Raw genomic sequence first — 20,711 nt, forward strand, 5'->3', positions numbered from 1 at the left:
TTTCGGATTGGAGCGGCGACGATACATGCGGCCGCCGGATGGTTGCGACACAAGCCATCAGCCGCTTATGTCCGGATGAGCGGGCGAAACGCAGCATCAGCCGGACTTTCCGATCTTGACCGACCGCGGCAGTCTTTGCCTGACCATTCAACGGTCGATCAGTTCGAGACGGCCGCGGCCGACCATTAGGCGCAAGCCGAGCACAAGCAGGACCGCGCCGTAGCTCGCACCCCCTGCCGCCACAACAAAGGCAAGTTCCACCACGTCGGGATAGTCATACGCGGCAATCGCATGACGCAACAGCAAGACCACTATCGCCATCGTGACCACCGCGGCTGCGATTTTCCATAGGTTTTTCAGTTGAGCGAGGAAACCGAGACCAAGCAGGAGGCGGACCTCGTTCAGATAAAAGACAAACATGAGGCAGGACAGGACGATCCTGGCGAGACTTACTCCCATCACTGACCCCAGATAAAGACCAAGGGGAATGAGAATGATCCGGAAACCGAGATCGATGGCATTGAGGCGGAATATGAGATGCGGCCGGTCCAGCGCCAGACTGACGGAATAAAGCGTCTGGAAATAGGGAATCGGGAGGACGGCAAGCGCGAGCAGACTGAGGATGGGCGCGGCTTCCTGCCATTTTGGGCCCAGCAGGAGATCGGTGGCCAGGTCGGCTGTCAGCGAGATCCCGACAGCGGCCGGCGCCGAGACGAGCATGACGAACCGGACCGCTTTGAGAAAGGCCTGTCGCACTCGCGCCTTGTCTTCGTTGATCTGGGAGAACGCCGCCAATACCGATTGCATCGCAGGGCCGATGAGGCTTTGCGTGGGCATGACCGCGACGTCGCTTGCAATGGCATATCGACCAAAAGTCGTGCGATCTGCAAAGCCACCGACAAGGAACCGGTCGAACTGCCAGTTGAGCGCCGAGATGAGCTGGGCCGAGCTGAACCAGCCGATAAAACCGGCAAAATCAGGCAGTTTGGCAAAAGAAAGAGCTGGCCTGTAGGGCGCCAGGATATAGGAGACGACCGTCGAGACCACTGACGTGGTGACGAGATTTGCAACGATCGCCCAATAGGCCCCGCCTGCCAGTACCACGACAACAACGACGGCGCTGGCGCAGAGCTTGCCTGACAGTTCCAGTATGAAAGTCTGCCGGAACCCGAGCTCTCGGTTAAACTTCACCATGGCGGGGCTCACCAGCCCCCGGCCAATAGGGCCGAGCGCAAGCACGGCAACGAGGTCAGCGAGCAAGGGCTCATGGTTGATCAGCGAAAAGGGCCAGGCGGCGATCAGAACCATGACACCGATGAGGATGCCTCTTAGCAGACCGATCGTGAATCCGGTGTCCAGATGGCTTTTTTCGACGGTGGGCAGGCGCACCAATGCCTGCGTCACCGGAACCTCCAGCACCGTGTCGACAACCGCAACGAGCGATATTGCCAAAGCGGCGAGCCCGAAATCTGCCGGAGTAAGCATGCGGGCAAGGACCAGAAGGGTGAAGAAGTCGATGACGCGCCCCGCAAAACGGGAGGAAACGAGCCAACCTGCTCCTTTGATTGCCTTTACCGTCAGCATCTATCACTCCGAAATAACATTGCGGCCTTCGGACCGGGCGACGACCGCTGCTCGCCGGTCGCCGCGTGGGCATCACCCCATTGCGCCGATTGCTCCAAAATCCTCCCTTGAATGAATTTTGCCCCCGCGTTGCGTGTAATCCGTTGCCGTCTTTCAAAAGACGCTCCTCGATGCCTTCATCTATTGAGCCGTGCCGACACCCCCCGCACGATGTGGACAAGCTCGAGCGCGGGCAAGAGCGCTGATTTCAGGCGGGGAAAATCGCGAGCGATCGCCCCTTCCCGCCACAGCTGGGACCTGAGCGATGTCACCCTTCGGGCGAAATCAGGAGCATCGGAGCGATGAAGGACGTGGACGCTTTCAGGTCGGCCAAAGTCGACTGACCGAGCCCCGACGGCCAGTGCCTGCATATCGAAAGCGCCGGGATAGGTTATCGCCCGTTTCAGGTGTGGCCATGCGATGTCAACATCGCGCATGACCTGCGAGCCTGTCCGCAGTCGATCGATATACTGCAAAACCCCCGTTAGCAGCAGGTTTCCGGCGGCTGCATCGAGTATGCCATAAGCCGTCTCGCCGGCATTGCTGCGAACGCTACCATCGTCCGCTTCGCTAAAGTGACGAACGGAAGGGATCGCCGGTTCGAACAGGCTTTCGATGATCTGCCAGTAACGCAGGACGACCGTCTCCACCTTCAGGGGATTGTAAAGGTTGTTCTCGACCACCAAACCTGAGACCTGGTGGAAATGCTCTTCGCTGAGGCCCTTGTAATTAGACCGGGCAAACTGGATCGTCTCGAACGCTCGTTCAGGCAGGCCGGCGGCCAAGAGCCGCTGCGTACTGCCATAAAGCCCGGTATCGCAAAGGACGATGCGTGAGGCGTCGCCGGCAATTGTCTTCAGATGACGCACGAAGAGGTCGCTTTGTCTGGCGACGTCATCAATGATCATACGACCTTCAGGCGTCTCCAGCATGGAAAAGAAGCGATGCGCCTCAAATTTGTCCTGCCAGACTGCCGGAAGCTCGTAACGCCTGCTGCCGAGAGCGTTGGCCACATCTGCAAAGCTTCTCGTCTCAAATTCCCGGCCAAGTTCGTCAAGCACAGCGGGGCTGCGCCTTATCAGCGCCACACGCGCAGCAACCAGGCGGGAAACCATGATGTTCTCGCGCCGGATCCCAAGTGGCAGGTCAAGCCTGGCGAGCAGACGCTCAAACGCCTCCCTGATGCCAAGCCCTCCCCGCGCGCAAAACAGCAACGTGGCGTCGTCCCGCGCCTCCGCCTGAGAGGCATAAAGCCAGATGTTCAAACAGAACTGCGCGACGATCGGGCCGAACACTTCACGGCCAAACGCCGTTCGATCGTCGAGATCGGGCACACGTCCTTGCGACCGTACCAGATGATGCCCCACTCTTCTTATGGTTTCCATTCGTGCTCCGTCGGCACGAGCGGCCCATCGCTTGAAGCGCCCTTTGGGCAGATGCATCGCATTGATCCCCATCCTTGTGGGAACTTCACAATCGGCTATGTAGTCGTCGCCGATGTGCAGCATCTTGTCTGGCGCAGTCTTCTCCTGCGAAAGTACGACCGAGAACAGGCTACCGTGTCGCTTGCTGGCCCCGACTTCCGCGCTTGAGTAGATTTTGTCGATCAGACCGGGCCCGTGAAAATAATCGATCAGTTCTTTCAACAGACCGGTCGGCAATCCGGTGTCGGAAACCGCCACGACACGAATTCCGGCTTTGCGCTGCTGACGCAGCATCTTCGCCAATTCCCCATTGGCAGACAAAGACGCCTTCTCGATCATGATTTCGAGGGCCAGGCGCTTCTCGACCATGGATTGGGGAAGGCCGAGCATGATCAATTGGCGGGTGACGATGTCGAAGAGCTTCACTTCCCCAACGCCGCCGCCGACATTCAGTGCACGATAGGCAAGCTTTTCCGCGAGCTGCCTGGCTCGGAAAAGATGCTCGGCGCCAACCCGATAGCCTTGCTGGCGCAAGAACTGCGCAAATCTTCGCTCGCCCTGCATGATCCGCGACCGCTGAGACAGCGGCTGACGCAGCAGCAGGGTGTCGAACACGTCCGTGGAAATAAGACCGATACCCTCCAAGGGCTGATGAATATGGTCGAACCGTTTCCCTAGCACTGAATAACCCCTTCGCCGTCGATTAATTTCGCCCCAATCTCGACCAGCGACGCGCATCGTCGAGAGGCAGCAAAAGCAGGATCAGTGAATTCACATTTGGCGAAACGGTAGCAGCGTCAAATCACAAGAGGCAAGTTAAAACTGAAATCTCTCGGCTTTATTCCGGTTGCCGTTGCAAAAAATACTCATACACAGCTATTTATAAGGTATTGTTTTTGCGGGATCGACTCCTTGTCATACCGATAATACTATCAAAACCAGTTACTTTATCGGCGAAATGGAGCGTTTGGATGAACGACGCAAAACCCCATATCATGCCCGTTTCTTCGATACAGTATTTTGACGTCGTCGTCATTGGCGCAGGCATTTCAGGACTTGTTAGCGCCTCAATATTATCAAGAAAAGTAGACCGTGTTGCTGTCGTTGATGACTATGACCACGTGGGCGGAAACCACATAGACTGGTCATCTCCGGAGGGGTATACATTCGATATTGGCAGTTTGATCTTCCAGGACGATTCACCTTTGCTGCGGCATTTCCCGGAGCTGCTGGCGCATTACATCCCGATCAATCCCAGTTGGGGCAGGCTCAACCCGCAGGGCAAAATCACCGATTATCCGATCTCGATCCGGGACGATATTGTTGGAGCCGGCCCTGTCGGTTTGCTGCGTATCTTCGGCTCGGTGCTTTATGCACGCCTGTTTTGCAGGCGACTGGACAGTGCGAGGGATTTCGCGCGCTTTTGGGTCGGCGGATATCTGCTTCATCGTTCCGGGCTGGAAACCTATATGCGACGTTTCTACGGGATTTCTCCCGACAAGGTCGATCTTGAACTCGCCCGCAAGCGCATGCTGTGGATTGCAGAATATGCCTCGTTGACGAACCTGATCAGGCTCGCCTTCAAACGCAGGAAAAGCAAAGGGCGGAAAAACCGACAGATGGCCCGGCCCAAGGAGGGATACGCCGCCCTCTATCAGCCCGCCGTCGAGACACTTCAAAACGCAGGGGTCGCCTTTAAGCTGTCGGCTTCCATGAAGAGCATTCGCAAGAGCCCCTTCGGATTTGAGCTCTGCCTGGGAGATGGCACCATCGCATCCAACCGGATCATCTCGACCGTACCGATCGAAGTCGCCGAGAAACTGTGCGGAATCTCCCCCAGCTCAAGTCTCACGACCATCACGCTCATCTCGCTTTACTTCAGCTTTTCCGGCGATCGCGGCTTTGAGCGATCCATCATCTACAACTTTTCGCATGAAGGTTCGTGGAAGCGACTGACCGTTTATTCGGATTTTTATGGGCGGGTCATGGATCGGGAATATTTTGCCGTAGAGGTGATCGCCGGCACCGTCGCGTCGACCGAGCAAGCGGAAGCCGATTTCCGTCGCCATGTCGGTTCCAATCGCATGTTCCGGGGAGACCTGAAACTGGAAGGCAGCCAGACGCTGACAAATGCCTATCCGATCTACAGCAAAGGCGCGGCCGATGACGCCGCCGATGCCATCGTGAGACTGCGGGCTTTTGGGATTGAATCATTGGGTCGCCAGGGAGCCTTCAACTATCAACCAACGGCCAGGGTTTCCACGATCGACGTCGAGACGGCGATCGGGAAGCATTGATTGCGATTGTTTAAGCCGGAGCGCCGCGCTTTGTACCTGCAAGAGGCCGCGCTCTGAAGCACAATTTTTACCACCGTGTCTTGACGGATCAGGCGGCGAGAGGTCGAACATGCGAATATTGCATATCCTCAATCATACGCGGCGTCTCAACGGCAATGTCCATGCAGCCGTGGATCTTGCCTGCGCGCAGGTCAGGCTCGGCCACCAGGTCTACATGGCAAGCGGAGGTGGCGATTTCGATCACCTTTTACGGGAGCGCGGGATTACAACACTCCTGGTCGACCATGAAAGAAAGTTCTCCAAGCTTGCCAGATCCCTGATCCGGCTGAATGGCCACATCCGGAAGTTCGACGTGGACATCGTTCACGCGCATATGATGACCAGCGCCGTTCTTGCCTTTCCGATCTGCAAGCTCAAGGGCATCCCTCTGGTGACCACGGTGCACAACGAATTCGAAAAGAGTGCGACGCTGATGGGCCTCGGCACTCGCGTTATCGCCGTCAGCGATGTCGTCGGCCGCTCGATGAGGCGACGTGGCGTGGCGGCGTCAAAGCTGAAGGTCGTGCTCAATGGAACGATCGGATCAAGCCGCATGGAAGGACGCAGCGGCGAGCCCAAAGCGCTGAAATCGCCATCCGTCCTGTTCGTTGGCGGGCTGCACCCGCGCAAGGGGTTGCCGGACCTGTTTGAGGCATTTGACCTCGTGCACGAGGAGATTCCTGGGGCGCACCTTTACATCGTCGGAAACGGGCCCCATCGCGACCAGTATACTAAGCTTGTAGCCTCTTTGAAATGTGCCCCCGCCGTCACGTTCGCCGGCTCGATCGGCGACCCCTACCCCTACATGCTGGCGGCCGACATTTTTGTCCTGCCATCGCATGCCGATCCAGCACCTTTGGTATTGTCGGAAGCGCGGGAGGCCGGATGCGCAATCGTCGCGACAGCGGTGGATGGTATTCCGCAACTGCTCGAGCATGGCGAGGCGGGAATTCTCGTACCGCCGCGCGATCCATCGGCCCTGGCCAAGATGTTGATCCACCTTTTGAAGTCGCCGGAGCAGATCACCGCCTGGAAGGAGAAGAGCCAGTTGAGGATCGACTACCTGACGATTGATCGGGTGGCCAGGGAAACGATGGACGTCTATCGATCAGCAATCCCAAGCGGGAAAATGGGCGTCTGAACGCATGACTGTGCGTCAGCTTCATCCCGGGCGCACATGCCGTCAGACGTAAAGAACGCGCTTCAGTTGCGATCGCAGTTGCTGTGATCGAGAAGGATCGACGCGGATCGACGCGATATGCCTTGCCATCTTATTCGGCAAGACGAAGAGCGCGATCGCAAACAGCAACAGCGCAAGGCGCTTCTTGCCCGTGTTCTCGCGCATCACAGCACCGATATAGGCCGATAGCTGGCTTAAGTCAGGCCGCTTGCCATCGACCACCACGCTCATCGCCTTGAGCTCCATCACATAGGCATAATCGTTGCGAACTTCGATTTTTTCAGCTGCCGCGCACCGTTCCTGGACGAGCTGCGACAGATGATGCAAGCGCCCCATGAAGCGGTCTATATAGCCTTTCATGCGGCTTGAAGTGAGGACGGAAAAAGAGGACTGGTTGGAATTGTGGATCCGGTACTTTCCAAGCACCTTATCGATCGATACGACGCGCCCGACGAACGGGGCCAGGAGGTATGAAACGCCGTCTATGCCTCGTTCGTAATTCATTTCGCCAAGACCTTCGTAGACGTCACGCCGATAGATATTTCCCGAGGTTGGCGGGGTATTGTAGTATCCTCTCTTGCGGATCGACTGGATAAGGGGGCCGGAGTCCTCCGATGGCTGAAGCGTGGGAAAGGCGTTGCCGATCGGATAGCCGTTGTGATCGATCGGAAGAAGCATGAACTGGATCTTAGACACGTCGGGGCGCAGATATTGGGCAACTTGCGCAATGGCACCGTCGGCAATGACGTCGTCGGCATCCAGAAAATAGACAAAATCACCTTTCGATAAGGACAGACCGGTCAAAGATGTCTTGAGCTGACCGCGATTTTCCGTTCGCAAAGCGATGATCCGATCTTTGAATTCCTGGATCTTTTCCCAGGATCGATCGGTAGATCCGTCATCCACCACTACAATTTCAAGCCATTCGTAGTCTTGCGAAATAACGCTTTTGATGCATTCGCCTATATAACGCTCATAATTATAACAAGTGATGATAACGCTTAGAATTGGTTGGTTAATTTTCACCTTGCAAACCTTATCTACAAAGTTTATGTTGCATAGCAGCATAGCAAGTGAATTATCGTCCGTCTACAAGAATGGACTAGCAACCGCCAGCGCATGTAACTCATTTTGATAAGATCCAGGATCGTCGAATCAATGAGAAATATTCGGCGGCAAACAGCAATGTCTTGAAGAAATATCGTGAGCTTCGACCTGAATACCGTGGCGGAAATCTTTAACAAGACAACCGCATCAGGCGAGAGCTGTGCCTAAACATGTGAACAGGTCGGCTGTCACTTCGCCGGAAGGCAGGTACAGCAACCAGAAACTGTTCGCTCTCGACAGAGATTTGTCACCTAAGGGCCGGAGGACGTGGACGAATGAAAATGACGGACGGCAAGCCGCGCAAGGGCGATGGGCTTCATCCGAACCGCCGACTTAAGATCCTTTATATTCAGCCCGGCACGAAGTCTTTTGCGGGGATTGAACGTGTGGTGGATGCCGTCTGCTCCATGCTGGCTGACAAATATGCCGAGGATTTCGACATCGACGTTCTGTACACGTCCGTCCATCAAAACCGGCCGGCGGAGCCGCGAAAATACAGCGTCATTGATCGGGCGGTAAAGACCCGGTTCGAGTTGATGCGGACCTTCCGAAGCGTCGTCAAGGCGAAGGATTATGCGCTCGTGGTGGTACCGCAGATCGAACCGACGGTGATCTGCATGGCCGCATGCCTCGGCCTTGATCGTCGTTTTGCGATCCACTTGCATGGTAATCCCGGTCGGGAGCGCAGCCACGCGAAGGCGAAGATATTGTTCTTTTTGATGCGCATCTATTTTCTGAGGAAAGTATCCTATGTCTTTGGAACGTCACCAAAACAGTTGGACGCCTTTAAGGGGATGTTCCACAGCAAGGTGCCACAGGTTTGGGTTCCCAACCCCGTCAGGAGGTTCGACTTTTCCGGCAAGGGAGAAGCCGGCGACAAAGCGGCGGTCACCTTCGTGAATGTCGGACGGTTCGCCTTCCAAAAAGGACAGGATATTCTTCTTCGTGCCTTTGCCGAAGTCGTCAAAGTCCGCCCGAACGCGAAGTTGAAGATCGTCGGATATGGCGCCGGCGAAACCGCTCTTCGCGCCGAGATCGATCGGCTGGGTCTTTCCGACGCGGTCTCGATTGAGCATCATCCCGTCAACCCCCAGCCCGCACTTGCCAACAGCGATATCTACGTGTCGACGTCGCGATGGGAAGGCTGGTCGCTGGCCATATGCGAAGCATTGCGATTTGGGTTGCCGGTCATTGCGACAGATTGCGAGTTCGGGCCAAGCGACATACTCGTGGATGAGCGTCTCGGCCGGCTTGTACCGGTTCGCGGCGGAGAACCGCTTGTAAGCGCCATGATCTACTATTGCGACAACCTGACTTCGGAACGCCTCCACAGCGATTTCCGCAAGGGCTTCATTGACCGATACAGCCCGGAGCGAGTGGTGGATCTTCACGCCGATGCGTTGCGGGTTGCTGCAAGAGAACTTTTGTAACCACCGTCCCACGGAAGGGTGCCATGATGTCTTCATTGTCGCGGCGCGGCCTCCTGAAAGGCTGCGCTGGAGCCTTTGGGCTGACTTTTTCCTCTCATCGAAGCTCGGCCACCGCGCTGTTTGGCGACGATCCCACGCTTGGCCGCGAAGTCGTCTTCGAAGACCGGTTCCACACACTGGACTGGTCGGTTTGGGACGCGGGCCCGAAAGCGACCACGTCCGACACCGGTTTTTATGGACGGTCCGCTTTTGCCAAAAAGGACGGGGAAGAAGGCTTCAACCCCTATGCGATTGTCGACGACCCCATGGCAGAGGACGGGAAAGCTCTACAAATCTCCGCCCGCTACATCGGAAAGCCGATGAATGTGCGAAAATACTACGGAAATACATTGCCTGAGTTTCAATGGATTTCCGGCAATATTCAGACTGCGAGGAAAGACGGCACGATCCTCAAAGGATGGCGCAAAGGTTACTTTGAGGCACGGATGCTCTTTCCCCGGCATCCCATCACCTGGCCGGCATTCTGGATGCTGAACGGGCGAAGCATTCTGCAGCCCAAGACCAGCATCGAGCTGGACATCGTGGAGCACAAAGGTTGGGAGCCTACGCTGTACGGCACGTATCTTCACGAATGGGGTCAGCCGGGTCAAAACAGCGAAAGCACCGGTGTCGAAACACCGGTTGACATGACGAAGGGCTATCACCGCTACGGCATGCTTGTCGATGATAACCGCTGCATCCCCTACTTCGAGCGCAGGCCGGTTGTCGATCGAAGGACGGGAAGACCTGCAGACTGGCCGATTACCCGCTCACGTCAGCTGGACAACGACGGCGATGTCTTCTGGCCGCTGCTGACCCTGGCGCTGCGCACCGACGTGCCGTTCCCACGACCGCTGCGGTCTGAGGACCGGTCGACCTACATGCGCGTCGATTACTTCAAGGTCTTTTCCTAGAAAAACGGAGGTCTGTCTGTATCGCGGACAAAAGGTCCGCCCGATGGTTCCGCCACAAGCCTAGCCCATCAATGAACCTGCCCAGAAGAGCTTTAGCTATCCCGGCACAAAAGGACATCAGAGGCAATAGGATGCGATACTTTATCACGGGCACCGCCGGTTTCATCGGCTTCCATCTTGCTCGACGGCTGCTGCAGGACGGACATACGATCACGGGCCTCGACGGGATGACCCATTACTACAACATCAAGCTGAAGCAGATGCGGCATGCGGCCCTGGCGCAGTTCCCGGCATTCCACCCGGTCATCGCCATGCTAGAAGACCGCGAGGCTGTGGAGAAGGCCATCGCAGAAGCCGACGCGGATGTGATCATACACCTGGCAGCGCAGGCCGGCGTTCGCTACAGCCTGGAAAACCCCAAAGCTTATCTATCGTCGAATCTCGAAGGGTCCTGGAACATTCTGGAGATTGCCAGACAGGTCGGGATCGGCCACCTCATGCTTGCTTCCACCTCGTCGATCTATGGCGCAAATGCGTCCATCCCGTTTCGCGAAACGGACCGCGCCGACGAGCCGTTGACGTTCTACGCGGCCACGAAGAAGTCGATGGAACTGATGGCCCACAGCTATTCGCATCTCTACAAGATACCGACGACCGCCTTCCGCTTCTTTACCGTCTACGGGCCTTGGGGCAGACCGGACATGGCGCTCTTCAAGTTCGTCAAGAACATCCTGGAAGACCAGCCAATCGAGATATACGGCGAAGGCGCAATGAGCCGTGACTTCACCTATATCGACGATCTGGTGGAAGCTGTGGTTCGCCTCTCGAAAATCGTCCCGTCGGAACCAAGCCGCATCGCGGATGCCCGCGTCGAAACACTGTCTCATCAGGCACCCTTCCGGATCATCAATATCGGGGGCGGTCAGCCGCAAACCCTGATGACGTTCGTGGAGACGGTCGAAAAGTCCCTCGGTCGCACCGCGAGGCGAAGACTTCTTCCGATGCAGAAAGGCGATGTACCGCATACGTTTGCCAGCCCTGATCTGCTTTATGCGCTGACCGGCTACAAACCGGATACGACGCTTGATGTCGGCGTCGAGGCCTTTGTCAGCTGGTATCTTGAAGCGTGCGATGAGCTCAACACTGCTCCGAAGGAGCTCGTTGCATGAGCTATAGACCGGAAATCGATGGGCTTAGGGCTGTCGCTGTTGTTTCGGTGCTGCTGTATCACGCCGGCATATGGCCCTTCACGGGCGGCTACGTCGGGGTAGACGTCTTTTTTGTCATCAGCGGATACCTGATTTCGGGGATCATCCTGAGAGAGGTACACGACGGGCTCTTCTCGGTGGTAGGCTTTTATAATCGTCGCATTCGGCGCATCTACCCGGCTCTGCTCGCGACCATCATCGTGAGTACCGTCCTTTCAGCCTTCACGCTTTATGCCGACGACTTCAAGGACTTCGGCCAGAGCGTGGTCGCGACGCTAACCTTTTCATCGAATCTGCTCTTCTGGTTTGAAACGGATTATTTTGCCCCGAACGCGGAACTGAAACCGCTGCTCCACACATGGTCTCTCGCGGTCGAGGAGCAATTCTATGTCCTATTTCCGCTGCTGCTGATCTTGACGAAGCGCTGGAGTTTTTCCGCCACCTTCTTCATTCTTTCATCGCTGACGCTCGCAAGCTTTTGCGCTGCGCAATATGTTTCAACGACATTTCCCGTCAGCGGGTTCTTTCTTCTGCCGTTTCGGATGTGGGAACTGCTGGCCGGCGCCTCGCTGGCGCTTTATGAAACAAGATATCCCCGTCTCAACGGTGGCATCGCGTCGCTCGGCGCGGTTTTGGGACTGCTCCTCATCGTCTATGCCGTGCTCCGGCTGAACCGAGAAACGCCCTTTCCCGGGATTTTCGCACTGATACCCGTGTGCGGATCAGTGCTTGTCATCCGGTATGCGCATTCCTCGACCCCCGCGGCTCGGCTTCTATCGTCCAGGCTAGCTGTTGGCATCGGACTGATCAGCTACAGCCTGTATCTCGTCCATCAACCGATCTTTGCGCTTTATCGATACGCGCAACCGGCCGAGCCCTCATGGCCGGAAATGCTCGGGCTGATTTCTTTGAGCGTTCTTCTGGCCGCGCTTTCCTGGAAATTTGTTGAACAACCGGTCAGAAAGGCGAGCTTCAGTTCGCGCAAAGTGTTTGCCGGTGCGACATTCGGCAGTTTGATCCTGATCTGCGTTGGCGCCGTCATTCACGTCAAGTCAGGGTTTCCGGCCTGGACCCTGGCGCGGCTTTCGCCGGAGCAAGCTGTCGTCTATCGAAATCTGTTGACTGAAAAGAGACGCGTCGACGAAATCGCCGATGGGAATAGGCTGACGGACTGCATTTTCCGCACAGCCGAGATGAACCAGGTGTTCAAGAACCAGTTCGCCGCCTGCGCAGCCCGTCATGGTCCGGCCCTGATGATCGTCGGGGACTCCCACGCGGGAAATCTCTTCGATGCCCTAGCTCCCATTTCGCAGCGCCCCTTTGTCGTTGGATTAAGCAAGGGCTTCTGCCGCGCCGTCGAAAGCAATCCCCAGTGCTTCTATGACACCCTGCTTGATTTCGCCGAGGAACATTCCTCATCGATTTCGCTCATCGTCTACATGCAGGCCGGCTTTTACCTGCTCGACGCCCCGGACGGCACGATCGGCAGCAGGGACATGTTCCACCGCTACGATGGACGCTCCTTCGATGCGAGCCGCCAGCGCATAACCTTGACGCTCTCCTACCTGCGCAAGCTCTCCCTTCACACCCCGATGGTTTGGCTGGGACCATGGATCGATCCCCATGTCACACAGAACCAACTGGTCGCCAGAGGTTGCGATGGACTGGCAGCTCTCCCAAATCCGTTCGTCATTCCCTCCTACAGACATCTCGATGAGATGGCCCGCTCCATGGCAGACCAACATCAGATCACCTACGTCTCCACGATCAGTGCTGTGAATTTCGACCCGCGCAACGACATTTTGGACTGCCGGCACGTCTATTTCATGGATGCAGACCACTGGAGCGAGGCCGGCGGAGCAAAATTCGGTCCCTTGGTTTTGTCCGCACTTATTCGATCGCTGCCGGATTGGCTGAACCCACCGGATGCGAACCGAAAGAAAAGGACACCGTTTTCGCGTCAAACGCGACGTACCGTTCCAACCCCGAGCACAAATGAGCCAACACGTGCGACTTTTTTTCTACCTTGAACTTGCTGGCAGCAGAATGGTCGACCCCTTGGGGGTCGAATGTGTGACGCTTGAAGCCGCGGTTGCGGACACGACCGCCGAAATCCGCGCGACGGTCGCCCAGCATCTCCTGCGCGGTGAGCCGCTGCCACTGATGAGGGTGAATATCATGGACGACGCCGGTCGGCTGTTAACGAGCATATCTGTCGCGGATGCCTTGAAGGATGTTCTGCCGTCTTGCTTCGTCAGCCATGGCCAGATGCTCGAAATTCGGCATTAGGCGCCGCGCGAGCCCAATATGACGGACCTCTAATGCACACCAATTTGCTGCCCAAGCGGATACGGGTCAGGAGACGCAGATGTCGAGACGAATGAACACTTGCCGATCGGGCAAAACCACCGCTCGACGCAGACCACGAAAGCCCATCAAAAAGAAGAGCAAGATGAGCGAGGTCACGATCGGTCAACAAATCATCCGTGATCTACCTACTGCGTCCACCGCGGAAAGTGGAGATCTTGTTATTCCTTTCAACCGTTCACCGATGGGGCTGGTTCGGGAAAAATGAACAGTTGAGATCAATCGTCTTCGGCTCCCTAAAAAGGTAACATGCCGGACCAGGAGCCATGTGACGAAATCCCCTTGCCGCAACCATTCATGCCGACCGCAAGCGCGATCTCTGCAGCGGATGCGCTTTTTGGGTACAGCTGGAAATCGGTATGCGGGCTATCGTTATCCGTGAGGGGCGGGACGCGGAGGCAGCACGGCGCGTGTGTCAGCAGCATCGGCTCTTACGGAAGCAAGGCGCCGGCCGGTCGGCTGAGCCTGTCCGAGAACACCCTGTCGCAGGGCTGGGCGATGAAGGTTCCATCCCCCTGGCCGTGCGCTCCAACCATTTTTTGTTCCACGTTGAAACGATCGCTGCTGCGGTGTTGTTGAATTCGGCAATTCATCATATATGATACAGTATAAAACATTATTCTTCGGATATGGATGATTACCGTGGGATCTCCGAAATCGAATGCCACCCTTGAAAGGCTTGGAAACGACCTCCGTGGCGCTCGCTTGCGACGTGGCATAACCGTCGCCGATCTGGCGGTGCGCGCGGGTACGTCGCCAAGCACGGTTGCCCGTCTTGAAAAAGGGGATTCCGGCGTCGGTATCGGCACGCTCGCCGATATCCTGGTGGTGCTTGGTCTCGTCCACCGCCTGGCGGATTTGGTCGACATCCGCAACGATGATCTGGGCTTGGCATTGGCTGGTGAACGCCAGCCGCGTCGTGGACGATCTTTTGCCACGATGCTGCGCAGACAGAAGGCGAAGGGCGAGATGCCAAAGGATGACGCTGATGTCGTCGATCCGGATGGAGCGTCGTTCTGATGAGCAACTTCAACGCGCACGTTGTTCTCGGCGAGAGCCTGACCCCGGTTGGTCAATTACGGTTCACAAAAGCCGGGCCACGGCAGTTTTCGACCTTCACCTATGATCCGGCCTGGATCGAGAATCCGCGCTCCTTTGCCGTGCAGCCGAGCCTTTCTCTTGATGCAGGGCCATTTCATGCGTCTGGCCAGTCCGGAAACGTGCGCGATGCGCTTGTGGGCGCCTTTGCCGACGCCGCTCCGGATAGCTGGGGTCGCAGGCTTCTGAAGCGCGCCTACGGCAGTGGCCTGTCTGAATTTGAATATCTAACCCTGTCCGATGACACCTGCCGGCAGGGTGCTTTGCGCTTTCTCGATGATGAAGGACAGATCATCCGGGGCGGGGCGGCTGATGCTGTGCCACGCCTTGTCGATCTGGAGGTCATTACCGCCATCGCCCGGGCGTATGAGCAGGGCAAGGATATCTCCGCTGAGCAGATGCAGGCGCTTGCCGGTGCGGGCGGTTCCGGTGGCGCGCGTCCCAAAGCCAACGTTCGGGATGGCGAGACGCTCTGGCTGGCCAAATTCACATCTGTCCATGACCAGGGGCCGATCGAGCGCGTCGAGATCGCCACGCTCCGCCTTGCCCGAGCTTGTGGAATCCGGACGCCGGAAGCAAGACTGGAACTCGCTGATACGCCCTTTCCGGTCGCCCTGATTCAGCGGTTCGACCGTCGCGACACCGCACGGATTCCCTATATCTCGGCGCGAACCGCGCTGGGAAAGACCGGAACCGAACTCGGTTCATATACGGAGATGGTCGATTTCATGCGTGCCTATGGCGCCTATCCACAGGCGGATTTCCGCGAGCTCTTCCTGCGTTTGATTTTCACGATCCTCGTATCAAACAAGGATGACCATCTGAAGAATCACGGCTTTCTTTATGTAGGGTCGGGCCGCTGGCGATTGTCCCCGGTTTTCGATGTGAACCCGGCGCCTGATCGCAATCCACATCTCGAAACCGCGATCTTGGAGGGGGGCGCTCACGACCGGTCTATCCATTTGGCGCTGGAAGCCTGCGAGTTTTTCGAGGTCGTCGAGGCAGATGCGCGACGGATGATCCGCCAGACCGCTCGAAGGATCGCCGAAGAGTGGCGGGAGGCTCTTCGAGCCGTGGATGTATCCGGTGCGGCGGCGCGCGAATATGAAGCCGCCTTCGTGAACGACCAGACCGAGATTGCACTCGCCATTTAATGTCAAAAATGAACAGTATCTGTGATATACATGTCAAATATGATGAATTGTGATTATTCATGGGGCTAGAAATCCGATTGAAATTTCTCCCCTCTACGATGCCAGCGCCGACACGTACGTCTGCCTTGCCGGAAAGGCACTCACATACCGATACACCACGTAGGAAATGGGCCTGATGTTGCGCCGCTATTCGGGGGAATGCTTGTCGATCATGTCCTCTCAGGGCCGAATGCACGACGGGCAAGACCGATGGATTACACTTTGAAAACACGAGCATCTGATCAAAGCCATGTATTCCCGGATGGAGGAGAACCCGCCCCTCATGCGCGCCCGACGACGCACAGTCGAGCATCTGTTCGGCACCATCAACGCATGGACGGGCTCACCCCGCTTCCAAATGCGCAGGCTACCAAACGCTCGAACCGAGATGGCACGGCACGTTCTCGCCTCCAGTTTTAAGCGGGTAATCTGTATGATCGCCGCAGGAGCACTTTTGAATGCAATCGCCGCCTCAGCGGACGGATGTACCGCTTCTGCAGCAATGCAGACGAAAAATCTTGCTCCGATAGGTTGAGGCCACTAAAAATATTCTACCAGTTCTGCTGGAGGTTTCCCATTTTCCAGGGGACGCGACATTGGAATGAGGAGCAGGTGCCTATGACGAAAAAGCCAAAGCTGGAGCATTCGGATTTCTCCGGCGAATTCGAAGACGATAGTATTACCGTCCTAGTGGACATTCATAGGCTCGCCGGCAGTAACGACGGGTGGACCCTCGAGGTGATCTCGCAGGAAGAAGACGTGACGACGTGGGAGGACAGTTTCACCAGCGACAAGGAGGCGTGGGAGGAATTTCTCGCCACGACGGAACGAGACGGCATTCGTTCGTTCCTCGGCGACGACGACGCCACCCAGTCCGTGCACTAGGTAGGACCGGGCGACGGAGTAGTAAGCGCGACCTCGCCCAATCGTGCGGGCGCGTTTGGTCGGCTGAAACGAACGCCGCGCCCACACACCGGCAAGATCATCGTATCTAGGATCGAGAACTTTGCTCGCACGGCAGTTGCGGGGTTCTTCGTGGTGCCGCCACCTGCGTGCCGCGCATTCCGCGGGTTTGACGCTCTATCTAGAAAACAAACATGTAAAGCAGGATGATCACGAAGATAGGCACGCCCATCGCCCATAATAAAATACCCTTAAGCATCTTCTTTCTCCTTTGTTTTCGACACACAACGCGTTGCATGGGCTGCGGTTCCTGCCTGCAGTAAGATGGAGATTTCGGATTGACGATGGCGACGTCAGGCCGGTCGTTGCCTAGACTTGTCGTTGAAGCCGGACATGTCGATCTACGAAATTCCGGCATTTTATCCGGTGCACCACCGACACCATCCATCCTGAAAGTTCCGGACCAGGATCATCCTCACGATGCTGTGTTCGAATTTCAGGCCATGCGAACACTCCGCGACAGGCCGCTGCAAATTGCCAGACGGGGATGACAAAGATCAATGTAGCGGTCGGTTCATCCAGACAGTTTGCCGTGGAGTTCAGCTTTCACTCGAGGCAGAATCGCCATGGCAGAATCGGGAAAAATCGTAGCGATCCGCGGCGCTGTGATCGACATCGCCTTCGCGCCGGAAACACTTCCCGAGATTGACGAAGCTCTTTCCCTTCGGGGCGAGACCGTCACTTTGCTGGCAGAGGTCCAGGCGCATCTCGACCGTCACACGGTCCGCGCAATCGCACTCCAGACAACCAGCGGGCTTCGGCGGGGCGACGAGGCTGTGCGTCTCGGCCAACCGCTCAACGTACCCGTCGGCGATGCGGTCCTGGGTCGACTGATGGATGTCGCTGGCAATGCGGGCGACGGTCGCGGAGAATTTCCGGCCAGCCTGCCGCGTCGTCCGATCCATCGGCAGCCTCCGGCGCTCGTCACCCAGAAAGGCGTTTCCGATCTCTTCGTCACCGGCATCAAGGTGATCGATCTTCTGACGCCGATCGCCCGGGTCGGGAAAGCCGCCATGTTCGGGGGAGCGGGCGTCGGCAAGACGGTTCTCGTGATGGAACTCATCCACGCAATAGTGGAGAGCTACCGGGGTATTTCCGTCTTCGCGGGCGTCGGCGAGCGCTCCCGCGAGGGGCACGAAATGTTACTGGACATGACATCCTCCGGCGCACTTGCCCGCACCGCACTCGTCTTCGGCCAAATGCCAACAATGTCGTCCGTATAAAGGTAGACCGGATCGGCAGTCGGGGTCGGAACGTAGGCTTTCCGCATTCGAAAGATCGGCCAAGGACCGGAACCAAGGAAATCTTCTCGCGGCACTTCGGCAAAAGCTGCCTCAACATGTTCATCGACAATTCTAACAGCCGCCGTGATCTGCTTCGCATAAGCTCGACGCACGATCTTCAATTCGTCCGGTGTCATCAGCCCATCAACTCCAATGAATAGCTTCTCTGTCGCGAAAATCCCGTAGACTGTCCTAAAACGCCGCGGATAGAGGATCTTGCCTAGGTTTCCCGATGACCACTTTTTGGATCGGCTTTCATGCTTCCTCGACTGCGTTGGCAATGTAACCGCCGGTCTGCCGTTTCCAGAGGCGGGCATAAAGCCCGTCGCGTTCGAGTAGAGCCGACGGCGTTCCCTCCTCGACGATACGGCCTTTGTCGAGCACAACGATCCGGTCCATACTGACGATCGTCGACAGACGGTGGGCGATGGCGATCACCGTCTTACCCTCCATTAGGAGCGCGAGCTTGTCCTGGACCGCTGCCTCAGCTTCGCTGTCGAGCGCCGACGTCGCCTCGTCGAGAACGAGGATCGGTGCGTCCTTGAGCAGAACCCGGGCGATGGCGATCCGCTGACGCTGCCCGCCAGAAAGCTTCACTCCGCGGTCGCCCACGAAGGCGTCATAGCCGGTGCGGCCCTCGCCGTCCCTCAGATCGGCGATGAAGCCGTCGGCTTCGGCTAGCATTGCGGCGCGTTCCATCTCCTGATGCGAGGCATCGGGCCAGCCATAGCGAATATTGTCGCCGACGGAGCGATGCAGTAGGGAGACATCCTGGGTGACGACGCCGATACTCTCCCTGAGGCTTGCCTGCGTCACGCTGCGAATGTCCTGACCGTCGATGTGAATCGCACCGTCCTGGAGGTCGAACAACCGCAGGAGCAGACTGACCAGGGTCGACTTGCCGGCGCCAGACAGGCCGACGAGTCCGACCTTCTCACCGGCATCGACGGTGAGCGACAGGTCCTCGATCACGCCCGGCCCCTGGCGGTACGCGAACCGAATGTTCCTGAATTCGACCTTGCCCTTGGTGACAGCAAGCGGCCGGGCGTTCGGCGCGTCGGTGATGGTCGGAGGTGTGGTGACGACCGGCATTGCGTCGCGGATCGTGCCCACGGCTTGGAATATCTGCTGCCCCATATTCAGAAAAGCGCGGGAATTCGCGTTGAGCCGCTGAACGATTGCGATCGAGGCGACGAACTGACCGGTAGTCACCAAGCCCGAGACGAGACCCCAAAACCCCACCGCAAAATTGGCGATGATGAGAATCACGTTGAGCAGGACCACACTGCTGTCAGTCGTCAGGTGGACGCGCCTTTCGCGTTGCTGCGTCTCGATAGCGTTTCCCATGACGGTCCGCATCGCACCCGCCTCGCTGTCTTCGGCCGCAAACAGTTTGACCATCTGAATGTTGCTATAGAGGTCGGTCATGGCCCCGACAATAAGGCTGCGCGCGCGGGCCGAATGGCGGGACCGTTCCGAGAAATGTGGCACCGCCACCACCGCAAGCGCGGCATTCGCAGCAATCCAAATGAAGACCGGGATGGCCAGCGGCCAGGAAAGCGTTGCAAGCAGCACAAGCGACCCGACAAACTGCACCAGGAAATACGGCAAGCTCTGGAACGCGACAGCGATCTGCTGTTGCACGGCAGAAGCGACCTGCGAAATGCGTGAGGCAACCTGGCCGGCGAAAAGGTCGTGGAAGAAGGCAAGGTCTTGGTGTTCGACTGCCTTGTGGCCCTGCCACTGCATCGCGGCCGGCATCGACACGGCCAACACCTGGGAACGCAGCGTGTTGCCGAGAAAGATGAGGAGCGGCATTACCGGGAACAGCAGCACGCCGAGAACCGTCAGGGTCGGCCAGTCCTCGCGCAGGAAGACCGTTGCACCTTTTGCGCTCACCCCGTCGACGATGAACGAAATGCCCCAGATTGTCGCGAGGTTGATCCCCTCGATCGCCATCATGAAAATGGCGACGGCTGCCAGCACGCCGCGAAACATCCACGCGAAATGCATAAGCAGCGCGAAAGGCCCCGTCGCCGGCAGCGGTGCATAGGGGATGTCGAGTGGACGGACGAGCGTCTCGAAGGGGCGATAAATCAAATCCAAAAGCGACATATCGGAGGCAAACAGGCGAGGGAATGGAAATCGCCGGTAGTTAATCACGGATTGGCCGGCGGGAAAACTCAAGCCGGTTTGAATGTCCAGGTTGCCCGTGGGCGGCACTTCGCTTTGCAAGATTCCAAACTACGATAGCGGCCATTTATCGACAGGTCTGAAGAAGGCCGCGCTCGACCCCATGCGCGAGCACCTTAGGGTATACCCCCGAGTAATATGCCGCCAATACAGCCCGCACCGTAACATCTGGGTTCGACATGAGGGCTGCGAGATCATTCGCTCGGAGAAACTATCCGGTGGGAGCCGGATCCGATCTTTTAGACCAGTCTCCGCATTCAACTTGTCGGGGACAATCCACTTGGCTGCCGCGTTGTCTCCGGCTTGTACATCGAAACGCGATCTGATTGGAAGCGCTCGGTAGCATCGTGAAG

16 protein-coding genes are annotated in these 20,711 nt (G+C 57.3%); 12 read left to right on the plus strand and 4 right to left on the minus strand.

Annotated elements, in window-relative coordinates; translation table 11 throughout:
• Window positions 1-147 precede the first annotated feature (147 nt).
• Window positions 148-1,584, minus strand: coding sequence for a lipopolysaccharide biosynthesis protein (locus QEO92_RS14315; RefSeq protein WP_037146550.1), 1,437 nt, complete (start codon window positions 1,582-1,584; stop codon window positions 148-150).
• A gap of 176 nt (window positions 1,585-1,760) precedes the next feature.
• Complete coding sequence (locus tag QEO92_RS14320; protein ID WP_227703500.1) at window positions 1,761-3,785, minus strand: hydrolase; 2,025 nt, start codon at window positions 3,783-3,785, stop codon at window positions 1,761-1,763.
• 233 nt (window positions 3,786-4,018) lie between these two features.
• Between QEO92_RS14320 and QEO92_RS14325 the strand changes: the two genes are divergently transcribed.
• Window positions 4,019-5,344 carry an NAD(P)-binding protein gene (locus tag QEO92_RS14325; RefSeq protein WP_227703501.1) on the plus strand — a complete coding sequence of 442 codons (1,326 nt, stop codon included), beginning with the start codon at window positions 4,019-4,021 and terminating at the stop codon, window positions 5,342-5,344.
• A gap of 109 nt (window positions 5,345-5,453) precedes the next feature.
• Entirely contained in the window at window positions 5,454-6,524 is a 1,071-nt protein-coding gene (locus QEO92_RS14330) for a glycosyltransferase family 4 protein (RefSeq protein ID WP_227703502.1), read from the plus strand.
• A 42-nt stretch (window positions 6,525-6,566) separates the two neighbouring features.
• Here QEO92_RS14330 and QEO92_RS14335 read toward each other — a convergent pair whose 3' ends face one another.
• Window positions 6,567-7,589, minus strand: a complete 1,023-nt coding sequence (locus QEO92_RS14335) for a glycosyltransferase family 2 protein (RefSeq protein WP_227703503.1) — start codon at window positions 7,587-7,589, stop codon at window positions 6,567-6,569.
• Between the two features lie 356 nt (window positions 7,590-7,945).
• Here QEO92_RS14335 and QEO92_RS14340 point away from each other — a divergent pair, with 356 nt between their 5' ends.
• From QEO92_RS14340 to QEO92_RS14385, 10 genes are all read left to right on the plus strand, one after another.
• Window positions 7,946-9,100, plus strand: coding sequence for a glycosyltransferase (locus QEO92_RS14340; RefSeq protein ID WP_227703504.1), 1,155 nt, complete (start codon window positions 7,946-7,948; stop codon window positions 9,098-9,100).
• Window positions 9,101-9,123: 23 nt separating this feature from the next.
• Entirely contained in the window at window positions 9,124-10,053 is a 930-nt protein-coding gene (locus QEO92_RS14345; RefSeq protein ID WP_227703505.1) for a glycoside hydrolase family 16 protein, read from the plus strand.
• A 131-nt stretch (window positions 10,054-10,184) separates the two neighbouring features.
• Complete coding sequence (locus QEO92_RS14350; protein ID WP_037146561.1) at window positions 10,185-11,222, plus strand: NAD-dependent epimerase/dehydratase family protein; 1,038 nt, start codon at window positions 10,185-10,187, stop codon at window positions 11,220-11,222.
• Between the two features lie 47 nt (window positions 11,223-11,269).
• Window positions 11,270-13,291 carry an acyltransferase family protein gene (locus QEO92_RS14355; protein WP_280107441.1) on the plus strand — a complete coding sequence of 674 codons (2,022 nt, stop codon included), beginning with the start codon at window positions 11,270-11,272 and terminating at the stop codon, window positions 13,289-13,291.
• A gap of 16 nt (window positions 13,292-13,307) precedes the next feature.
• On the plus strand, window positions 13,308-13,550 hold the full coding sequence (locus tag QEO92_RS14360; protein ID WP_037146563.1) for a DUF6894 family protein: 243 nt from the start codon (window positions 13,308-13,310) through the stop codon (window positions 13,548-13,550).
• A 163-nt stretch (window positions 13,551-13,713) separates the two neighbouring features.
• Window positions 13,714-13,836 carry a hypothetical protein gene (locus QEO92_RS14365; protein ID WP_265105693.1) on the plus strand — a complete coding sequence of 41 codons (123 nt, stop codon included), beginning with the start codon at window positions 13,714-13,716 and terminating at the stop codon, window positions 13,834-13,836.
• Between the two features lie 434 nt (window positions 13,837-14,270).
• Window positions 14,271-14,648, plus strand: a complete 378-nt coding sequence (locus tag QEO92_RS14370) for a helix-turn-helix domain-containing protein (RefSeq protein WP_320443025.1) — start codon at window positions 14,271-14,273, stop codon at window positions 14,646-14,648.
• Window positions 14,648-15,880, plus strand: a complete 1,233-nt coding sequence (locus tag QEO92_RS14375; RefSeq protein ID WP_227703508.1) for a type II toxin-antitoxin system HipA family toxin — start codon at window positions 14,648-14,650, stop codon at window positions 15,878-15,880. Before QEO92_RS14370 ends, QEO92_RS14375 begins: the two co-directional genes overlap by 1 nt.
• Window positions 15,881-16,537: 657 nt before the next feature.
• Entirely contained in the window at window positions 16,538-16,804 is a 267-nt protein-coding gene (locus QEO92_RS14380; protein WP_037146670.1) for a hypothetical protein, read from the plus strand.
• Between the two features lie 644 nt (window positions 16,805-17,448).
• On the plus strand, window positions 17,449-18,105 hold the full coding sequence (locus QEO92_RS14385) for a F0F1 ATP synthase subunit beta (RefSeq protein WP_320443026.1): 657 nt from the start codon (window positions 17,449-17,451) through the stop codon (window positions 18,103-18,105).
• A gap of 315 nt (window positions 18,106-18,420) precedes the next feature.
• Here QEO92_RS14385 and QEO92_RS14390 read toward each other — a convergent pair whose 3' ends face one another.
• A complete protein-coding gene (locus QEO92_RS14390) occupies window positions 18,421-20,280 on the minus strand; it encodes an ABC transporter ATP-binding protein (protein ID WP_227703509.1) in 1,860 nt (619 codons plus the stop codon).
• Window positions 20,281-20,711 lie beyond the last annotated feature (431 nt).

It is taken from the genome of Neorhizobium petrolearium, assembly GCF_029854435.1.
Taxonomy (GTDB): Bacteria; Pseudomonadota; Alphaproteobacteria; order Rhizobiales; family Rhizobiaceae; genus Neorhizobium; species Neorhizobium petrolearium.